Origin of the sequence: Pseudomonas sp. 3HC3 (assembly GCF_044904505.1) — a bacterium.
Taxonomy (GTDB): Bacteria; Pseudomonadota; Gammaproteobacteria; order Pseudomonadales; family Pseudomonadaceae; genus Aquipseudomonas; species Aquipseudomonas putida_Y.
On record NZ_JADDRH010000007.1, the window covers coordinates 80,566 to 95,400 of the forward strand.

Genomic DNA, 14,835 nt, shown 5'->3' on the forward strand with positions numbered 1-14,835 from the left:
CGACACAAGGCTGCTCCCACAAAGACTGTGCAGCACTTGAGTTAATCTGTCACTGCCACCGTTCCAGGTTCTGTTTCAACCACTGCTCTGGCAAGGCCCCGCCAACGATCTTCGCCATCTCCCGGGCCAGCGCCTCACGCAGCGATGGCCGGTTGCAGGGCGACTCTCGTGAGATTGCCAGGTACAACCCTTCGCTGGAGACGGGTGGCTGCAACACCTGCACAGTGGCTGCGATGCCCAACGTGCGCGCCAGCGCCATGCCAGGATACTGCTCGTACACCACGTAATCGCTGCGTTTGTGCATCAGCTTCTCGAACGCCTGCCTGGCACTGGGCACTGCCTCGAGGGTGAGATTGGCCTGGGCGTATTCATCGAACTGTTGGCCGTGGCTGTTGTTGACCAGAGTGCCACCCTTGCGGCCTTTGAGGTCGGCCCATTGCTGGTAGGCAAAGGCATTGTCCTGGCGCACCCAGATGACGCTGGGTGTGCGCAAGAACGGCGGGGTAATGTAGTCCACATGCTGCCGGCGCGCTTCGGTCAGGAAATACCCGGCCATCAAGTCGATCCGCCCGGTGCGCACTTCTTCCTGGGCTCGCGACCACGGCCCGGCGTAAACCACCTCTATTTCCAGGCCCAACTGCTTGCCCAGGTACTTGAGCAAGTCGGCATTGGCCCCGATCAACTGTTGAGGGTTTAGCGGATCGCGCCACAGGTATGGGGGGTATTCCGAGTTGCCTGTGGCGGTCAACCGTAGGCATGCATCATCCGCTACCGCAGCCAGAGGCAGCAGCGACAGGCACACCATGAGCAAGGCGTGGCGAAAGCGACGCTCGATCATCCAAGACCCTCGGCACATGAAACACCCGGCGACCCGGCGTAGTAGCCCAAGGCTGCCACCTACTCTGGTCGCCTGCAGCTATCATCCGCGCGCTGTAGATAGTCTGGACCATCAACAACCCGCAGACGAGCCTTTCATCGTCCAGTAGAAAAATCTGCCGAAGGACAGACAGCGAGGGCCTGCACGGCCGGCGACAACTTGGGCTTTTCAGCCTCCCTGCCGCCGCATCGCCAGGATCGCCGCGCCAAAACCGATAAAGGTGGTGCCCACCACCCGGCTCACCCAGCGCGACAGCGACGGCCGGGTCAGCACACCCTTGGCCCGCGCAGCCAAAGCGGCATACACGCTCAGCGAAGTCAGCGACAAGGCCACGAAGATCCCGGTCAAGGTCAGAAACTGTGGCAACAATGCAGCCCCTTGGTCGATGAACTGCGGGAACAGTGCAGTAAAGAACAGGGTTGCCTTGGGGTTGGTTACTGCAGTGAGGAAGGCCGATTTGAACAGCTTCAGCGGCGAGGGGCGCACCTTGGCCGTACTCTCTGCGGCACCCTGCCCCAGCATCGGGCTCTTCTTCAGCAGTTGTCGCGCCCCCAGGTAGAACAGGTAGCCCGCCCCCAGAACCTTCACGACATTGAACAGTACTTCAGAACTGGCCAGCAGTGCGCCTAGCCCCAGCATTGCTGCAGCCGACAAACAGAACAGGCCCGTGCCATTGCCCAGCGACGACCAGATCGCGCTGCGCTGACCATGGGCAAGGCTGTTGTTGATAGCCATCAAGGTGGCAGGGCCGGGGCTGGCGATCGCGATAGCGGCGACCAGGGTGAATGCGAATAGCGAGTGAGAATCCATTTCAGGCTCGTCAGACAATCAGGAAAGGCTGCGTCAATTCTGGGCAGGTTCAGTCGGCATTCTGCCGCTTTGCCGCCTTCTTGGCGATAGCCTTCATTCGCGTCGCCGCCCGCTGCACAGTGGCCATTTTCTCGGGCCTCTTCATGCCCCGCCACTTGCGGATTTCGTCACGGGTACGGCCGCAGCTCACGCACAGTTCGCTGTTGAGCTGGCATAACGAGACGCAGGGGTTGTCGATGTCTTTGGCCATGCCACTACTCAGCCAGGCAGTTCTGCCCGCGCACGTTCACCCGCGCTGTGGAACACCTGACGCACTTCTTCGGCCTTGACCTTGGTTACCGACCTGGCTGCCAGCAACTCTTCGACCACGCGCAAGCCCTGCTCCAGGGCTGTGGCCAGTTGCTCGGCGTCGGAGGCGTCAGCGATATCACCCAGATAGGGAGCGATGAGATACACGTAACGGTCCTGCAGCTTGAGCGCTTCCAGCGCGTCGAGGGCTTTCTGGAACCGATCGGCAGCGGCTGGGCTCATGCTCAATTTATCGAAATGAATCAGGCTCACACGGTCAGTGGCCATTATGACGAATCTCCGTTTCCTGGTGCGGCCAGGCCCGCAAGCAGCAGCGCTTCTACGATGCTCGTATGTGCGGGCCCGGGTTATGCCCATCAGGGTACCAGAAGCCGAGGCAGAAAGGGCCACTGCCCCCAGAACTAAAAGTATTTGCCAAGTCGCGCAATGGACGCCCCAGGACGTTATGGGGACATGAGCCGCCATCTGCTGCGCAGGATAATCCCGCCAGCAATCCACCCCGCCGAGGCCGTCATCTCGCTCGGCAGCCCACACAACAAGCCTGCGCGTTCAGGCAATACACAAATGGGGCCTCATCATACATGGCAAAGGAACACATCCCCGAAACACTCGATCTTGGCGTCACAGACCCCTCGAAAACCGCAGAAGCCCGCCAGGATAGGCATTTCGAGGGCAAGCTTGACTGGATCGTCTTTGGTTTCACCAGCCTCCTGGCCATCGCTTTCGTGCTCTGGGGCTTCCTCAACCAGGCCAGCCTGGCCAGCAGCGCCTCCAGCGCGCAATCCTGGGTCATTCTCAATTTCGGCTGGTTCTTCGTGCTCACCTCCTCCCTCTTCGTGGTGTTCGTACTGTGGCTGGCCGCCAGCCGTTACGGGCGGGTGCCGCTGGGCCGCGATGGCGAACAGCCAGAATTTCGCACGGTGTCCTGGGTAGCGATGATGTTCAGCGCCGGTATGGGCATCGGCCTGATGTTCTTCGGCGTGGCCGAGCCGCTGTCGCACTACATATCGCCGCCGCCAGGCTCGGCAAGCGGGCAGACCAGCGAGGCGATGCAGGTGGCAATGGCCACCACCCTGTTCCACTGGACCTTGCACCCTTGGGCCATGTACGCCATCGTTGGCCTGGTAATCGCCTACGGCACCTTCCGCCGTGGCCGCTCGCAGCTGATTTCCGCTGCCTTTCGGCCGCTGATCGGCAAGCACGCAAACGGCCCACTCGGCCGCCTGATCGACATGATGGCGATCTTCGCCACATTGTTCGGCTCGGCCGCCTCGCTGGGCCTTGGCGCGCTGCAGATCGCCGGCGGCCTGGAATACAACGGCTGGATCGAAAGCCCCGGTAAACTGTTCTACATCTCGATCATCACGCTGCTGACCATTGCCTTCGTCACCTCGGCGGTGTCGGGCATCGGCAAGGGTATCCAGTGGCTGTCCAACACCAACATGGTGCTGGCACTGGTGCTGGCAGTGTTCGTGTTCATGGTCGGGCCGACGCTGCTGATGCTAAATCTGCTGCCCACCTCGCTCGGCATCTACATCAAGATGCTGCCGGAAATGATGGCCCGCACCAACGCCAGCGGCGGCGAGCAGATGAACAGCTGGCTGGCCGGCTGGACCGTGTTCTACTGGGCCTGGTGGATCTCTTGGACACCTTTCGTGGGCATGTTCATCGCCCGCATCAGCCGCGGTCGCACCATTCGCCAGTTCGTGACCGGGGTGCTGCTGGTGCCAAGCCTGGTCAGCCTGGTGTGGTTCACCATCTTCGGTGGCGCCGCCATCGAGGCCGTGCGCGAGGGCGCCTTCCAGCTGGCCAACGGTGCGGTCAACAGTAACCACGCGCTGTACCAGTTGCTGGACAGCTACCCACTGGCCTCGGCAACCTCGGTGCTGGTGATGATCCTGGTGGGCATCTTTTTTGTTTCGGGTGCCGACGCCGCCTCGCTGGTGATGGGCACGCTGTCGGAACACGGCACCACCGCGCCATCACGACGCACAGTGATTTTCTGGGGCTCGCTGACCGGTACGGTGGCGGCGATCATGCTGGCGATCGGCGACCCACGTAACCCTGGCGAGGCGCTGACCGGGCTACAGAACCTGACCATCGTCGTGGCCTTGCCATTCGTGGTGGTGATGGTACTGCTATGCCTGGCGCTGTACCGCGACCTGCGCAAGGACCCGATGATGCTGCGCCACCTGCGCGGCAACGAGCTGATCGAGAAGGCCGTACTGTATGGGGCGGTGAAGCATGGAGAGGAGTTCTACATTGTAGTGCAGGAGAAGAAGGCATCGACCAAGACAGCGACAGAGGCCGAAGTAACCAGCAACTGACTGCGCCAACCAGAAAGCCACGGGCTGCTGTGCAGCCCGATCGCGGCACGCGGCCGCTGCTGCTGCTGCTGAAAACACAGGTCTGCTTCAAACACAGGTCTGCTTCAACCTTTTAACGCCACCTCTATCTGGGCCACATCGATCTTGCCCATCTGCATCATGGCCTCGAACGCACGCTTGGCCGCCGCTCGGTCGGGGTGGCCGATGGCTTCGATGAGGATGCGTGGAGTGATCTGCCACGAAATCCCCCATTTGTCCTTGCACCAACCGCAAACACTGGCCTCGCCGCCGTTGCCGATAATGGCATCCCACAAGCGGTCGGTCTCTGCCTGGTCCGCGGTACTGACCTGGAACGAAAATGCCTCACAGTGCTTGAAGGCCGCCCCCCCATTGAGCCCCACGCAAGGAATGCCCATTACCGTGAACTCCACGGTGATCACATCGCCCTGCTTGCCTGAAGGGTAATCGGCGGGCGCCTGGTGCACAGCGACCACTCGGCTATCGGGGAACGTTCGGGCATAGAAGTTCGCCGCCGCTTCAGCTTCGTGGTCATACCACAGGCAGATGGTGTTCTTGGCAGTCATGGCTTCGCTCCAAGATCGAAGGTGAGCCTTGAGTCTAGCCCCATAGCCCCGGCGTACTGGTAACGCCTGACCAACTGATGCCAATGCAGGTTTAAACGCGATGACGCCGATACAAAAAAAGGCGCCCCAAGCGGAGCGCCCAAAAAATCCACCCAGACCAAAGGAGCAACGAGGTTGCCAAAGTGGAATCACAAAATCGACAACGGGTACTCCACGATCAGCCGCACTTCGTCCAGGTCCGACTCGAACACCGTGGCCCGGGTGGTGGCCTGGCGCACCCGCAACGACAGGTCCTTGGCCGCGCCAGTCTGCACCACATATTTGACCTCGATGTCACGCTCCCAGCGTTTCTGGTCGGTCAGCGGGTTGCCCGCGACGTCGCGGCGCATGTAAGTGGCGTTGGCATTGGAGTAATCGGCGTCTGTACCCTTGCCGTAGCGTGTCATGAACGACAGCCCAGGTACGCCGTAGGTGGCCATGTTCAGGTCATAGCGCAGCATCCATGAACGCTCCTTGGGCGAGTTGAAGTCGCTGTACTGGATGGAGTTGTCGAGGAAGATCGAGTCGGATTGGCGCAGGTAGTCGAAGTCGTCGTCGCCGTTGTTGCGCTGGTGAGTCAGGGCCAGGGTGTGAGCACCAAAGCGCACACCCAGCTTGGCGCTCCAGATATCGTTGTCAAAGGCGCCCAGGCGCTGCTGCCCTTCATCAACAGCCTTGTAATAGTTGAAACCACCAATCAGGGCCAGCTCCTCGCTCAGCGGCCAGCTCAGGCTGGTGCCGACGTAGTACTGGTTCCACACATCCTTGAGCCGGCTACTGAACAGGCTGACGCTGACATGCTCATCGAGCGTGTAGTCACCGCCGCCATAGGCGATCCACGGCGAATCGACCGGGCCGCCAAAGAACGTCACGAAGTTCTCCCGCAGGTCGCTGGACATCGGTTGGCTCATGGCATGCAGACGCCCGGCTTGCAGGGCAAGGTCCTTGATGCTGTTGTTCTCCAGGGTCACCCCACGGAAGCTTTCCGGCAGCAGCCGCGAGTCGCCAGCAGCCACCACCGGGTTGGCCGGGAACACATCGCCCACCTTCAGTACCGTGTCGAACAGTCGCACCTTGGCCGCGCCCCCCACCTTGGTGTACTCGTCACGTGCCTGGCCGTCGCGGTCGACCGGCAATACGTCGAAGGAACTGCGCCCGCCGTTGCGGCCGCCGCCAGTGTCGAGCTTAAGGCCAAGCATGGCAAACGCATCCACGCCAACACCGACAGTGCCCAGGGTGAAGCCCGACTCAAATCGGGTAATCACGGCGTGCCCCCAGGCTTCGGAGTAGCCGCTGTCAGGCTGTTTGCCCGGGTTGTGTGTCGGGGCCGCAGAATCGCGGTTATCGCGGTTGAAATAGAAGTTGCGGTTAAGCACGCTGAGGGTACTGCCCTCCATGAAGCCGTCCGCGCTTTTTTCTGCAGCAACAACCTGGCTGCCAACGCTGGCCAGCGCCAGGCAAGCAGCCAGTGTCAGGGGTGATCTACACGTCATCCGATGCTCCTTGAACGTCGCATTTGTTGTTATGTCGGCGGGCCGAGATTGACGGCCGGCAGATAACGCCAAGGTGATCGGCGCATTACAATTGCGCCATCGGCAACGCAGCGCTCTGAGTGAAGTACTGCAACATTCTGCAGATATTTCCGACGTCAGGCAGTGAACCTGCTGACAAAAAAACGGTCTTTCGCTGACGGTCAACTCACCGACCGGTTCATCGGCCCAGTCACCGGGCCTACTTTTTGTCCTGTTCCAGCGAATTCAGCGAAGACCCAACATGCCCGATTCCCGCCCAAATGCTTCCGCCCTCCCTGCCCTGCGCATCGGCCTGATTGCCGCCGTGGTGGGTATTGCCGCCCCCGTGCACGCCGAAGAGCCTGCCAGCGACGCACGCTGGGTCAGCGACAGCCTGAGCACCTATGTGCGCAGCGGCCCGACCGACGGGCACCGCATTGTCGGCACGCTCAAGTCCGGTCAGAAGCTGACCTTGCTCGGCAGCCAGGGCAATTACAGCCGGGTGCGTGGGCAGAACGGAGATGTGGTGTGGATCCTCAGCAACGACCTGCAGACGGTACCCGGGCAGAACGAGCGCCTGCCATTGCTCGATGCCCAGGTCGCCGAACTGACCGGGCAGTTGAAGACCATCGACGACAACTGGAAGAACCGTGTGCAGGGCATGCAGGAAACACTTGATTCGCGCAAGCAGCTGATTGACGAACTGGAGGCGCGCAACAAGGCACTGAACGAGCAGCTCGATCAGAGCCAATCGGACCTGCGCGATACCCAGGCCCGCCTGGGGGATGAGAACAAGCAGGTGATGATGCGCTACATGGTGTATGGCGGCAGCATTGCCGGTGCAGGCTTGCTGGCGGGGCTGATCCTGCCGGCACTGACCCGTGGGCGCAAGAAGAACGATCGCTGGTTCTGAGCTCGGCAAGGCGCTGGAACTGGAGCTGGACCGTGCAGGCCTGCCACAGGTATTGCTATAGCGGAATCGCCCCTACAACAACCGTTCCAGTGCCTCCAGCACATACCCCGTGGCGCGCTCCACTTGGCCTTCGCGACAAGCAATCCCCAACTGCCGCCACAACCCCGGCCGCAGCGGTCGGCGGGCAATGCGCCGATCCAGCTCGGCCGCCTCCCCCTCCTGCGGCAACAATGTCGCCCCATACCCGGCGCCGACCAGGCTCTTGATTGCATCGTTGTAGTTCAGCTCGATCCGCGGCTCGGGGTACAACCCCGCCGCTGCAAACCACTCGCCGGTAACCCGCGACAGCTGGGTGGTGCTGTCGTTGAGAATCAACGCCCGTTGCGCCAGCCACGCCGGAGTGATCCTGGCCGGTGGCTGCCAGTCGGCCGGCACATATGCCAGGATCGGGTCGCGCCGCCAGGGGGTGACCGTCAGCCCTTTGCCGGCCACCTGCGGCAAGGCGACAAGGCCGATGTCCAGTGTGCCCTCACGCAAGCGCGTGAGCGACGCCTGGGAGGTCAGCACCTGGACCTGCACATCGATCCCAGGGTGCTCCACACGCAGGCGCGCCAATGCCTGCGGCAGCAAATGGGCAATGGCACCGGTGGAGGCACCCAGGCGCACACGCCCGGTCAACCCTTCGACCTGCCGGCGTACTTCGTCCAGCGCCAGGTCAGCGTCCGCCAGCAGGCGCCGGGCACGCCCCAGCAGTGTTTCACCGATGACGGTGGGCCGCACCTGGCCGCGGGTGCGGGTGAGCAACGGGGCGCCGATACGCGCCTCCAGCTCAGCCACATGCAAGCTGATGGTGGGCGGCGCCAGGTTAAGCTGGCGGGCAGCCTCGGCAAAGGAGCCCAGGTCGCTGATGACCACCAGTGTGCGGAGGCGGTCGAGGCTGATTTCGCGCATTGTCAGAGCCGGTCCTTTCGCGGGCACACCCAAAGGGTCACCACGCATTTCAAAAAGTCATTCAGAAAACCTGAATATATTGATCATCATATTCAAATTTTCATTACCAAAGCTACGGGCGAGCATAGGCCATCTTTCTCCAACCGGACCCCGACCATGCACACCCCTGTTGTTTTCATCGACGGCGACCAAGGCACCACAGGCCTGCAGATCCATGCCCGCCTGAAGGGCCGTACCGACCTTCGCCTGCTGACCCTCCCCGAGGCAGAGCGCAAGGACCCGCAACGCCGCTGCGAAGCGATCAACAGCGCCGATATCGCCCTGCTGTGCCTGCCCGACGATGCCGCCCGCGAGGCCGTAGCCGCAATCCACAACCCGCAAGTACGGGTGATCGACGCCAGCTCAGCGCACCGCACCACACCAGGCTGGGTGTATGGCCTGCCGGAGCTGGACGAACAGCAAGCCGAGCGTATCGCGCAAAGCAAGCGTGTCAGCAACCCCGGCTGCTATCCCACTGGGGCCATCGCGCTGCTGCACCCGCTGGTCAAGGCCGGTTTGCTGCCTGCTGACTATCCGTTGAGCATCCACGCCGTCTCTGGTTACTCCGGCGGTGGTCGCACGGCAGTTGAGCGGCATGAACAGCCCGGCGCCGCCAAAGCCCCTGCGCTACAGCTGTATGGCCTGGAGCTGGCGCACAAGCACGTACCGGAGATCCAGCAGCATGCGGGGTTGTCGGCGCGGCCGATGTTCATGCCCGGCTATGGCGCCTACCGCCAAGGCATCGTACTGAGCATTCCCCTGCAACTTCGCCTGCTGCCTGGACACATCAGCGCCGAGCAACTGCAAGCCTGCCTGGAACAGCATTACCAGGGTGCCCGCCATGTCCAGGTGATGCCCCTGCATCAGTGCGGCGCTGCGGCAAACCTCGATCCCGAGGCATTGAATGACAGCAATGACCTGCGCCTGGCGCTGTACGCCAACCCCGAGCATGGCCAGGTACTGCTCACCGCAGTGTTCGACAACCTGGGCAAAGGTGCCTCTGGTGCTGCCGTGCAAAACCTCGACCTGATGCTCGGTGCCTTACAGACACACGGCTGATACGGCAAAACCGGTTAGACTGTACAACCCGCGCCAACACAGCGCGGGTTGTATTCTCATCCGCCGGAGCCCCCCAGATGTTCATCCTGAGCCGCCTCGACAGCGTGCCGCCCGAATCTTTCCAGAACCAGATCCGCGAGCTGGTCATTCACAATGTCGGCGAATTGAGCAGTGTCGCCATCGCCGTCGACAACCCGCTGTACCCGCTGTACCAGTACGGCGTCGGCATGGAAGTACACCAGTACCTGCAAGCGCTGGATGGCACCCGCGGTCTGGGCGTGGCACTCACCCTGGCGCTGGATGCCGAAGCACCGGACCAGATGCTGGGCTTTGCCCTTTCGCTGCCAGCCCAGGACGATGGGCAGGCCTGTGCATTGGCCTTTCTGGCCGTTTCCACCAACCATCGCCGCCAGGGCATCGCCCGTGCTCTGCTGGGCGACCTGCAGTCACGCCATGCCTGCGTGGAGCTGAACGCCTTTGCCAACCAAGTGCCGTGGTTCGAGGCGATGGGCATGCAAGTAGTGGCCGCCAATGGACCGCAAGTACTGATGAGCAGTACCGGCCAGCCCAGTGGTGCGCTGATCGGGCGCCTGGACATTGCGCCGATCTATCAGACGGCTGAAGTGCTGCAGATTCACACCTATCTGCTTAACCAGCAGGGTGAGGATGCGATGATCGAAGCGGAGCAGATGCGCGATGAGTGGCTGGATGAACTGGCCGCTCAAGCCCAGGAATGTGTGCGCCAGCGCAAGAACGTGCATTGATCCAAGGGCCTGTTCGCGGGCTTGCCCGCTCCCACAGGAATACCGTAAGGCCCAAGGCCGGTGATGTACCTGTGGGAGCGGGCGAGCCCGCGAAGAAGCCCCATTGGCCTTTCAGCCATGTACCCAGCGTCGATGCAGCCCACGCGCCAGGGCATCCAGCACAAACCCCAGCACGCCAATCAGCAGCACCATGGCCATCAGTTCGGAATACGCCAGCCGGTCGCGGGTATCAAGAATGAAATACCCAAGCCCCGCACTCACCCCAAGCATTTCGCACGGCACCAGCACAATCCACAGAATGCCGATGGCCAGGCGCACCCCCGTCAGCACGTGACCGATCACCCCCGGCACGATCACCTTGCACAAGGTTTCCCAGCGCGTGGCACTCAAGCTGCGGCTCAGTTGCAGCCAGCGCGGGTCCAGTTGACGCACCCCTGCCGCCGTGTTCAGCAAGATCGGCCACAACGCGGCAAACGCCAGCAGGAAGTAGATCGGCTGGTCACCCACGCCCATCAGCATCACCACCACAGGCATCCACGACAATGGCGATATCATGCGCAGAAACTGGAATGCCGGCGTGGTCGCCGCCTCCAGGTGCCGGTAGCTGCCTACCAGCAAGCCCATCAGCAGCGCCAGCAGCAGCCCAACCAAGATGCGCTTGAGGCTGACCCAGATATGCCCATAGACCTCGCCCTGCCCCAGCAGCTCGACCAGGCTGGCCAGGGTTGCCGCCGGCGAAAAGCGCGCCGACAGGCCGTCGGCCTGGCCAAACACTGCAACACCGGCCCCCCATAGCAGCAACAAGGCCAGCAACCCGACCAGCCCAAGGCCGGCATGTACGACATGCTTGCGCATCAGACCGCAAACTCCTCGCTACGCTCGAAGTTGTCGGCAATGCCGAATACCGACGGGCCACCCACTGTCGCGATAGCATTACGCACGAAGCGATCGTCGACCAGGTCGCGGGCGGCATACGCCGGATCCAGCCCGGCAAGGAACGCATTGTCGCCTTCGATCAGGGTGGTTTTCAGGCGCTTGACCAGCTCTTCGGTGTAACTCGGGAACGGGTATGGCTGAAAGTCGATGCGCTTTTCGTCCCACTGCTGATGGCGAATGGCGCCACTGGCAATGTAGCCAGCACGGTCTTCGGCGGCTGGCGCCAGGACCTTGGTCAGCACCGCAGGCTCGTGCGGGGTGTATTTGTTGGGGCCCGCCCTGGACAGCAGTGCGGCGGCTTCGGTGCGATGGTCACGGGTCCATTGCTGGGCCTTGACGATGGCGTTGACCACTTTCTGCGACCACGCCGGGCGGTTATTCAGGTCATGCTCGTGCATGAACACCACGCAGCACGCATGGCTGCGCCAAACATCGCCGGTAAAGCGCTGCACGCGGCCTACCTTGAGGTTCTCGGCCAGTGCGTTGAACGGCTCGGCAACGATGTAGCCGGCAATGCGCTTGCTGGCCAAGGCGGGTGGCATGTCGGACGGTGGCAGCACCAGAAGGTTGACTTCGTTGGCGGCCAGTTGCGCATTGGCCGGCTTCGACACCGGTGTCAGGCCGTTGTCGTTGAGCATCTGTTGCAGTACCACATTGTGGATCGAGTACCAGAACGGAATGGCCACTGTCTTGCCACCGAGCTGTTGCACGTCGGATATATCCGGCGCAACAGTCAGGCCCGAACCGCCCACGTGGTTCCAGGCCACCACCTTGGCTGGCACCTTGCTGCCATAGCGCGCCCATACCGTCATCGGCGAAAGCAGGTGGATGACATTGACCTGACCGGAAATGAATGCCTCGATCACCTGCGCCCAGCTGCGCAGCAGCACCGGGCGCTCGGCCTTGATGCCTTCGGCCTCGAACAGGCCGTTGTTATGTGCCACCAGCAGCGGCGTGGCATCGGTGATCGGCAGGTAGCCGATGCGCACCGGCGCGTCCGGCTCGACAGCAGCACGCGCCTGCAAGCTCGACAGCAACGGCAATGCACCGGCAGCTGTGAGCATGGCGCCGAGCTTGAGAAAATCACGACGTGAAGAAGAGGAACAGCAGTCATCCATGCACATGGACAGCCTCCGAGGGCAACGGGGTTGGGGCAGGTTCGACTGTGCGGCTTGCCCGCCGAAGGGTTTTGAGGATTTCGATACGCAAAGCGCCCAGTTCTTCGACCCGCTGCGTCCGTGGTTGAGGCAGGTCGATGTGCCACTGGCCGAGGATGTGCGCTGGGTGGTTGCCCAGTAGCAGAACCCGGTCAGACAGCAGCAACGCTTCGTCGATATCGTGGGTAATCAGCACCGCCGCAGTGTTGTGGGTGGCGATCAGTTGCAGCAGCAGTTGCTGCATGTCGGCACGGGTTACCTCATCCAGCGCACCGAAGGGTTCATCCAGCAGCAAGACTTCGGGCTGGCGTGCCAGGCAACGGGCCAGTGCGGTGCGCTGGGCCATGCCGCCAGACAACTGCGCCGGGTACTGGCCACGGGCGTGGGCCAGGCCCACAGCGGCAATTGCGTGGTCGATGCGTGCACGTCGTTCGGCGTCAGCCAGCCTGGGCTGACGGGCGAAGTCCAGGCCGAAGGCGACATTTTTCTCCAGGCTCAGCCATGGCAGCAGGCTTGGGTCCTGAAAGGCCACCGCCAGACGCGGGTGCGGCCCCTGCAGCGGCTGGCCGTGCAAGCTCACGCTGCCGCCGCCAGGCTGCTGCAGCCCTGCCAGCACCCGCAGCAGGCTTGACTTGCCCACACCGCTGGGGCCAAGAATGCTCACGACTTCACCCGGCGCAAGCTGCAGGTCGAACTGCGCCAGTACCTGCTGCCAACCACCCTCACGCGGGTAGCCCAGGCTGATGTCGCGGGCCTCCAGCAACACTGCGCTCATGCAGCGCCCGCCTGGCGTTGCAGTTCGGCGCGCAGCTGCACCAGGCTGGGCGTGACGATCGGAACGAAGGCCGACTCGCGCCAGCGGCGAGCAAAACCTTCGCCATATTCGCTGAGGTAAGCCTTGCCGCCACTGGCCTGCAATTCCAGTTGTACCGCGTCGGCAGCACTTTCAGCCAAGATGATGCGCAGCTTGAACAAGGCCGCCGGCTGCTGCTGGAAGCGACCTTCGAGCAAGCCCTGCTTGAGCTCGCTGACGGTGTTTTCCAGGCGTTCGCTGAGCACCTGACGGGCTTCGTCGAGGAACGAGGCTCGGCCATGCAGGTGCGCCTGAACCTCTTCCAGCGCCCGTCGCGCCAGGCCAATGGCCATGCCACATTGCAGCGCCAGGAATGCCGGGCGTACCCGTGGCAGGAATTCGCGCGCATTTTCATGCAGCAGCCAGTCGCGCGCCAGCGGCACCTGGTGAAACGCCAGTGCTGCCGTGTTGCTCGACTGCAGGCCCATCAGTTGTAGATCATCAGAGCGCTCCAGGCCTGGAGCGTCGGAAGGAATGGCCAGCACAAACGGCGCGCCGCCGGCTTCATCCTCGATGGCCGCCGCCACCACGAAGCCGCTTTTGCGCAAGTTGGTCACCCAGTGCAGTCGCCCTTCCAGGTGCCAGCCATCGGCTGCCGAGCGGCCACGCACCTGCAGCGCTTCGATACCGGACAGGAACTTCATGGCGTTGGACAGCCCGGTGGCACCGGCCAATTCACCGGTCAACAGACGTGGCAGCAGGCGCTCACGCAGCGGCTGGTTGGGGCTGTGCAGCAGGTATTCGATGAAGGCACGCTGGCCCCAGCAGACGAAAGCCGCAGCCAACGAGCGGCTGGCAATGGCGGCGATGGCCTCGACCGCGTCGGTCACCTGGCCGCCCGTACCGCCCAACGCTGGATCGACCCCCGTGCGCAGCAACTGCGATTCTGCGATCTGGGCCAGCACCTGCTGCGGTTCGCACAGGCCCCGATCGATGGCCTCGGCATTGGCATCCAGCCAGTGTCGAAATGCACAATCTTGCATGGTCTTGCTCCTTAGGGAACGCCGGGGCCGCTGTGCGGCCCGTTCGCGGCACAAGGCCGCTCCTACAGCGGCCATGTAATGGCCATTATCACAGGTGGCCTACGCAGAAGGCTGCCAGCGGTATTTGCCAAGCTCTTCGTTGAGTGGCGTCTGGGCGAAAACATTAGCAAAGTTGCACAGGGTTGCGAGACTTACACCCAGAATCACCTCCAAGGCGTTGCCTTCACTGAAGCCGGCGTCACGGAAGGCCTGGTAGGTGGCTTCGCTGACATTGCCGCGGGTGGCGATCACTTCCCGGGCAAAGGCGGCCAGGGTTTCGTAGCGGGCGTTCGGGAGTTCGCCACGGGCACGCAGGGCATCGACCACTTCCTGCGGCAGCTTGGCCTTGTTCAGTGCTACGGCAGTATGGCCGGCTACGCAAAAGTCGCAGCCATGCTGGGTGGCAGCGATGAGTTGCACCACTTCACGCTCGGCCAGGCCAAGCTCAGACTTGCCATTGAGTGCCGAGACGGTCACGTAAGTTTCCAGCGCCGCCGGGGCATTGGCCAGCACGCCGAGCAGGTTGGGGATGAAGCCGGAATTATTCTGCGCGTTCTCAAGGTACGGCCGTGCCGCTTCCGGGGCGCTCTGCAGCGTGTGTAAAGTAATGCGCGAGGACATGCAGTGATCTCCTTTGATGAGTATCACTACAGTCTGTTGGTTATAAGAACTACCCTCCATATT

At 62.5% G+C, this 14,835-nt stretch carries 16 protein-coding genes; 4 read left to right on the forward strand and 12 right to left on the reverse strand.

The genetic code is table 11. The features are described from left to right. Positions 1-49: 49 nt before the first annotated feature. From INQ47_RS12965 to INQ47_RS12980, 4 genes are all read right to left on the reverse strand, one after another. Positions 50-838 (reverse strand): substrate-binding periplasmic protein, encoded by a 789-nt coding sequence (locus INQ47_RS12965; protein ID WP_404701835.1) that lies wholly within the window; start codon positions 836-838, stop codon positions 50-52. A gap of 207 nt (positions 839-1,045) precedes the next feature. Further along, positions 1,046-1,687, reverse strand: a complete 642-nt coding sequence (locus tag INQ47_RS12970; protein ID WP_252460167.1) for a LysE family translocator — start codon at positions 1,685-1,687, stop codon at positions 1,046-1,048. 49 nt (positions 1,688-1,736) lie between these two features. After that, the gene (locus INQ47_RS12975; RefSeq protein ID WP_012271937.1) at positions 1,737-1,937 is read right to left on the reverse strand and encodes a DUF1289 domain-containing protein; all 201 of its coding nucleotides are present in this window, start codon (positions 1,935-1,937) and stop codon (positions 1,737-1,739) included. A gap of 8 nt (positions 1,938-1,945) precedes the next feature. Beyond that, entirely contained in the window at positions 1,946-2,263 is a 318-nt protein-coding gene (locus tag INQ47_RS12980) for a hypothetical protein (RefSeq protein ID WP_003256033.1), read from the reverse strand. A 314-nt stretch (positions 2,264-2,577) separates the two neighbouring features. Between INQ47_RS12980 and INQ47_RS12985 the strand changes: the two genes are divergently transcribed. Further along, positions 2,578-4,323, forward strand: a complete 1,746-nt coding sequence (locus INQ47_RS12985; RefSeq protein WP_392519125.1) for a BCCT family transporter — start codon at positions 2,578-2,580, stop codon at positions 4,321-4,323. Positions 4,324-4,427: 104 nt separating this feature from the next. On the opposite strand, the gene INQ47_RS12990 is transcribed toward INQ47_RS12985, so the two are convergent. Further along, positions 4,428-4,907, reverse strand: a complete 480-nt coding sequence (locus tag INQ47_RS12990) for a VOC family protein (RefSeq protein WP_176685729.1) — start codon at positions 4,905-4,907, stop codon at positions 4,428-4,430. A gap of 188 nt (positions 4,908-5,095) precedes the next feature. Then, positions 5,096-6,439 carry an OprD family porin gene (locus INQ47_RS12995; protein WP_404701836.1) on the reverse strand — a complete coding sequence of 448 codons (1,344 nt, stop codon included), beginning with the start codon at positions 6,437-6,439 and terminating at the stop codon, positions 5,096-5,098. A 280-nt stretch (positions 6,440-6,719) separates the two neighbouring features. Between INQ47_RS12995 and INQ47_RS13000 the strand changes: the two genes are divergently transcribed. After that, positions 6,720-7,370, forward strand: coding sequence for a TIGR04211 family SH3 domain-containing protein (locus INQ47_RS13000; RefSeq protein WP_176685731.1), 651 nt, complete (start codon positions 6,720-6,722; stop codon positions 7,368-7,370). A 72-nt stretch (positions 7,371-7,442) separates the two neighbouring features. Here the strand turns inward: INQ47_RS13000 and INQ47_RS13005 are convergent, their stop codons facing one another. Next, positions 7,443-8,321, reverse strand: a complete 879-nt coding sequence (locus tag INQ47_RS13005) for a LysR family transcriptional regulator (RefSeq protein ID WP_252460171.1) — start codon at positions 8,319-8,321, stop codon at positions 7,443-7,445. Positions 8,322-8,477: 156 nt separating this feature from the next. On the opposite strand from INQ47_RS13005, the gene argC reads away from it, so the two are divergent. Next, positions 8,478-9,419 carry an N-acetyl-gamma-glutamyl-phosphate reductase gene (argC, locus tag INQ47_RS13010; RefSeq protein ID WP_404701837.1) on the forward strand — a complete coding sequence of 314 codons (942 nt, stop codon included), beginning with the start codon at positions 8,478-8,480 and terminating at the stop codon, positions 9,417-9,419. A 77-nt stretch (positions 9,420-9,496) separates the two neighbouring features. Continuing rightward, positions 9,497-10,183, forward strand: coding sequence for a GNAT family N-acetyltransferase (locus INQ47_RS13015; RefSeq protein ID WP_404701838.1), 687 nt, complete (start codon positions 9,497-9,499; stop codon positions 10,181-10,183). Positions 10,184-10,294: 111 nt separating this feature from the next. Here the strand turns inward: INQ47_RS13015 and INQ47_RS13020 are convergent, their stop codons facing one another. From INQ47_RS13020 to INQ47_RS13040, 5 genes are all read right to left on the reverse strand, one after another. Next, positions 10,295-11,038: an ABC transporter permease gene (locus INQ47_RS13020; protein ID WP_404701839.1), complete on the reverse strand. Its 744-nt coding sequence runs from the start codon at positions 11,036-11,038 to the stop codon at positions 10,295-10,297. Then, the gene (locus tag INQ47_RS13025; RefSeq protein ID WP_404701840.1) at positions 11,038-12,243 is read right to left on the reverse strand and encodes an ABC transporter substrate-binding protein; all 1,206 of its coding nucleotides are present in this window, start codon (positions 12,241-12,243) and stop codon (positions 11,038-11,040) included. Before INQ47_RS13025 ends, INQ47_RS13020 begins: the two co-directional genes overlap by 1 nt. After that, a complete protein-coding gene (locus INQ47_RS13030) occupies positions 12,230-13,051 on the reverse strand; it encodes an ABC transporter ATP-binding protein (RefSeq protein ID WP_252460176.1) in 822 nt (273 codons plus the stop codon). The genes INQ47_RS13025 and INQ47_RS13030 overlap by 14 nt, the downstream gene beginning before the upstream one ends. Continuing rightward, positions 13,048-14,112 (reverse strand): acyl-CoA dehydrogenase family protein, encoded by a 1,065-nt coding sequence (locus INQ47_RS13035; protein ID WP_404701841.1) that lies wholly within the window; start codon positions 14,110-14,112, stop codon positions 13,048-13,050. Before INQ47_RS13035 ends, INQ47_RS13030 begins: the two co-directional genes overlap by 4 nt. 99 nt (positions 14,113-14,211) lie before the next feature. Then, on the reverse strand, positions 14,212-14,772 hold the full coding sequence (locus INQ47_RS13040) for a carboxymuconolactone decarboxylase family protein (protein WP_209966746.1): 561 nt from the start codon (positions 14,770-14,772) through the stop codon (positions 14,212-14,214). Positions 14,773-14,835 lie beyond the last annotated feature (63 nt).

Excerpts from the sequence above, each read along its gene's own strand:
- INQ47_RS12990 (WP_176685729.1), bottom strand. The coding sequence starts at position 4,907 with ATGACTGCCAAGAACACCATCTGCCTGTGGTATGACCACGAAGCTGAA.
- INQ47_RS13005 (WP_252460171.1), bottom strand. The coding sequence starts at position 8,321 with ATGCGCGAAATCAGCCTCGACCGCCTCCGCACACTGGTGGTCATCAGC.
- INQ47_RS12970 (WP_252460167.1), bottom strand. The coding sequence starts at position 1,687 with ATGGATTCTCACTCGCTATTCGCATTCACCCTGGTCGCCGCTATCGCG.
- INQ47_RS12980 (WP_003256033.1), bottom strand. The coding sequence starts at position 2,263 with ATGGCCACTGACCGTGTGAGCCTGATTCATTTCGATAAATTGAGCATG.
- INQ47_RS13000 (WP_176685731.1), top strand. The coding sequence starts at position 6,720 with ATGCCCGATTCCCGCCCAAATGCTTCCGCCCTCCCTGCCCTGCGCATC.
- INQ47_RS13030 (WP_252460176.1), bottom strand. The coding sequence starts at position 13,051 with ATGAGCGCAGTGTTGCTGGAGGCCCGCGACATCAGCCTGGGCTACCCG.
- INQ47_RS13025 (WP_404701840.1), bottom strand. The coding sequence starts at position 12,243 with ATGTGCATGGATGACTGCTGTTCCTCTTCTTCACGTCGTGATTTTCTC.
- INQ47_RS13040 (WP_209966746.1), bottom strand. The coding sequence starts at position 14,772 with ATGTCCTCGCGCATTACTTTACACACGCTGCAGAGCGCCCCGGAAGCG.
- INQ47_RS12995 (WP_404701836.1), bottom strand. The coding sequence starts at position 6,439 with ATGACGTGTAGATCACCCCTGACACTGGCTGCTTGCCTGGCGCTGGCC.
- INQ47_RS13035 (WP_404701841.1), bottom strand. The coding sequence starts at position 14,112 with ATGCAAGATTGTGCATTTCGACACTGGCTGGATGCCAATGCCGAGGCC.
- INQ47_RS13015 (WP_404701838.1), top strand. The coding sequence starts at position 9,497 with ATGTTCATCCTGAGCCGCCTCGACAGCGTGCCGCCCGAATCTTTCCAG.
- INQ47_RS13020 (WP_404701839.1), bottom strand. The coding sequence starts at position 11,038 with ATGCGCAAGCATGTCGTACATGCCGGCCTTGGGCTGGTCGGGTTGCTG.
- INQ47_RS12975 (WP_012271937.1), bottom strand. The coding sequence starts at position 1,937 with ATGGCCAAAGACATCGACAACCCCTGCGTCTCGTTATGCCAGCTCAAC.
- INQ47_RS12985 (WP_392519125.1), top strand. The coding sequence starts at position 2,578 with ATGGCAAAGGAACACATCCCCGAAACACTCGATCTTGGCGTCACAGAC.
- argC (WP_404701837.1), top strand. The coding sequence starts at position 8,478 with ATGCACACCCCTGTTGTTTTCATCGACGGCGACCAAGGCACCACAGGC.
- INQ47_RS12965 (WP_404701835.1), bottom strand. The coding sequence starts at position 838 with ATGATCGAGCGTCGCTTTCGCCACGCCTTGCTCATGGTGTGCCTGTCG.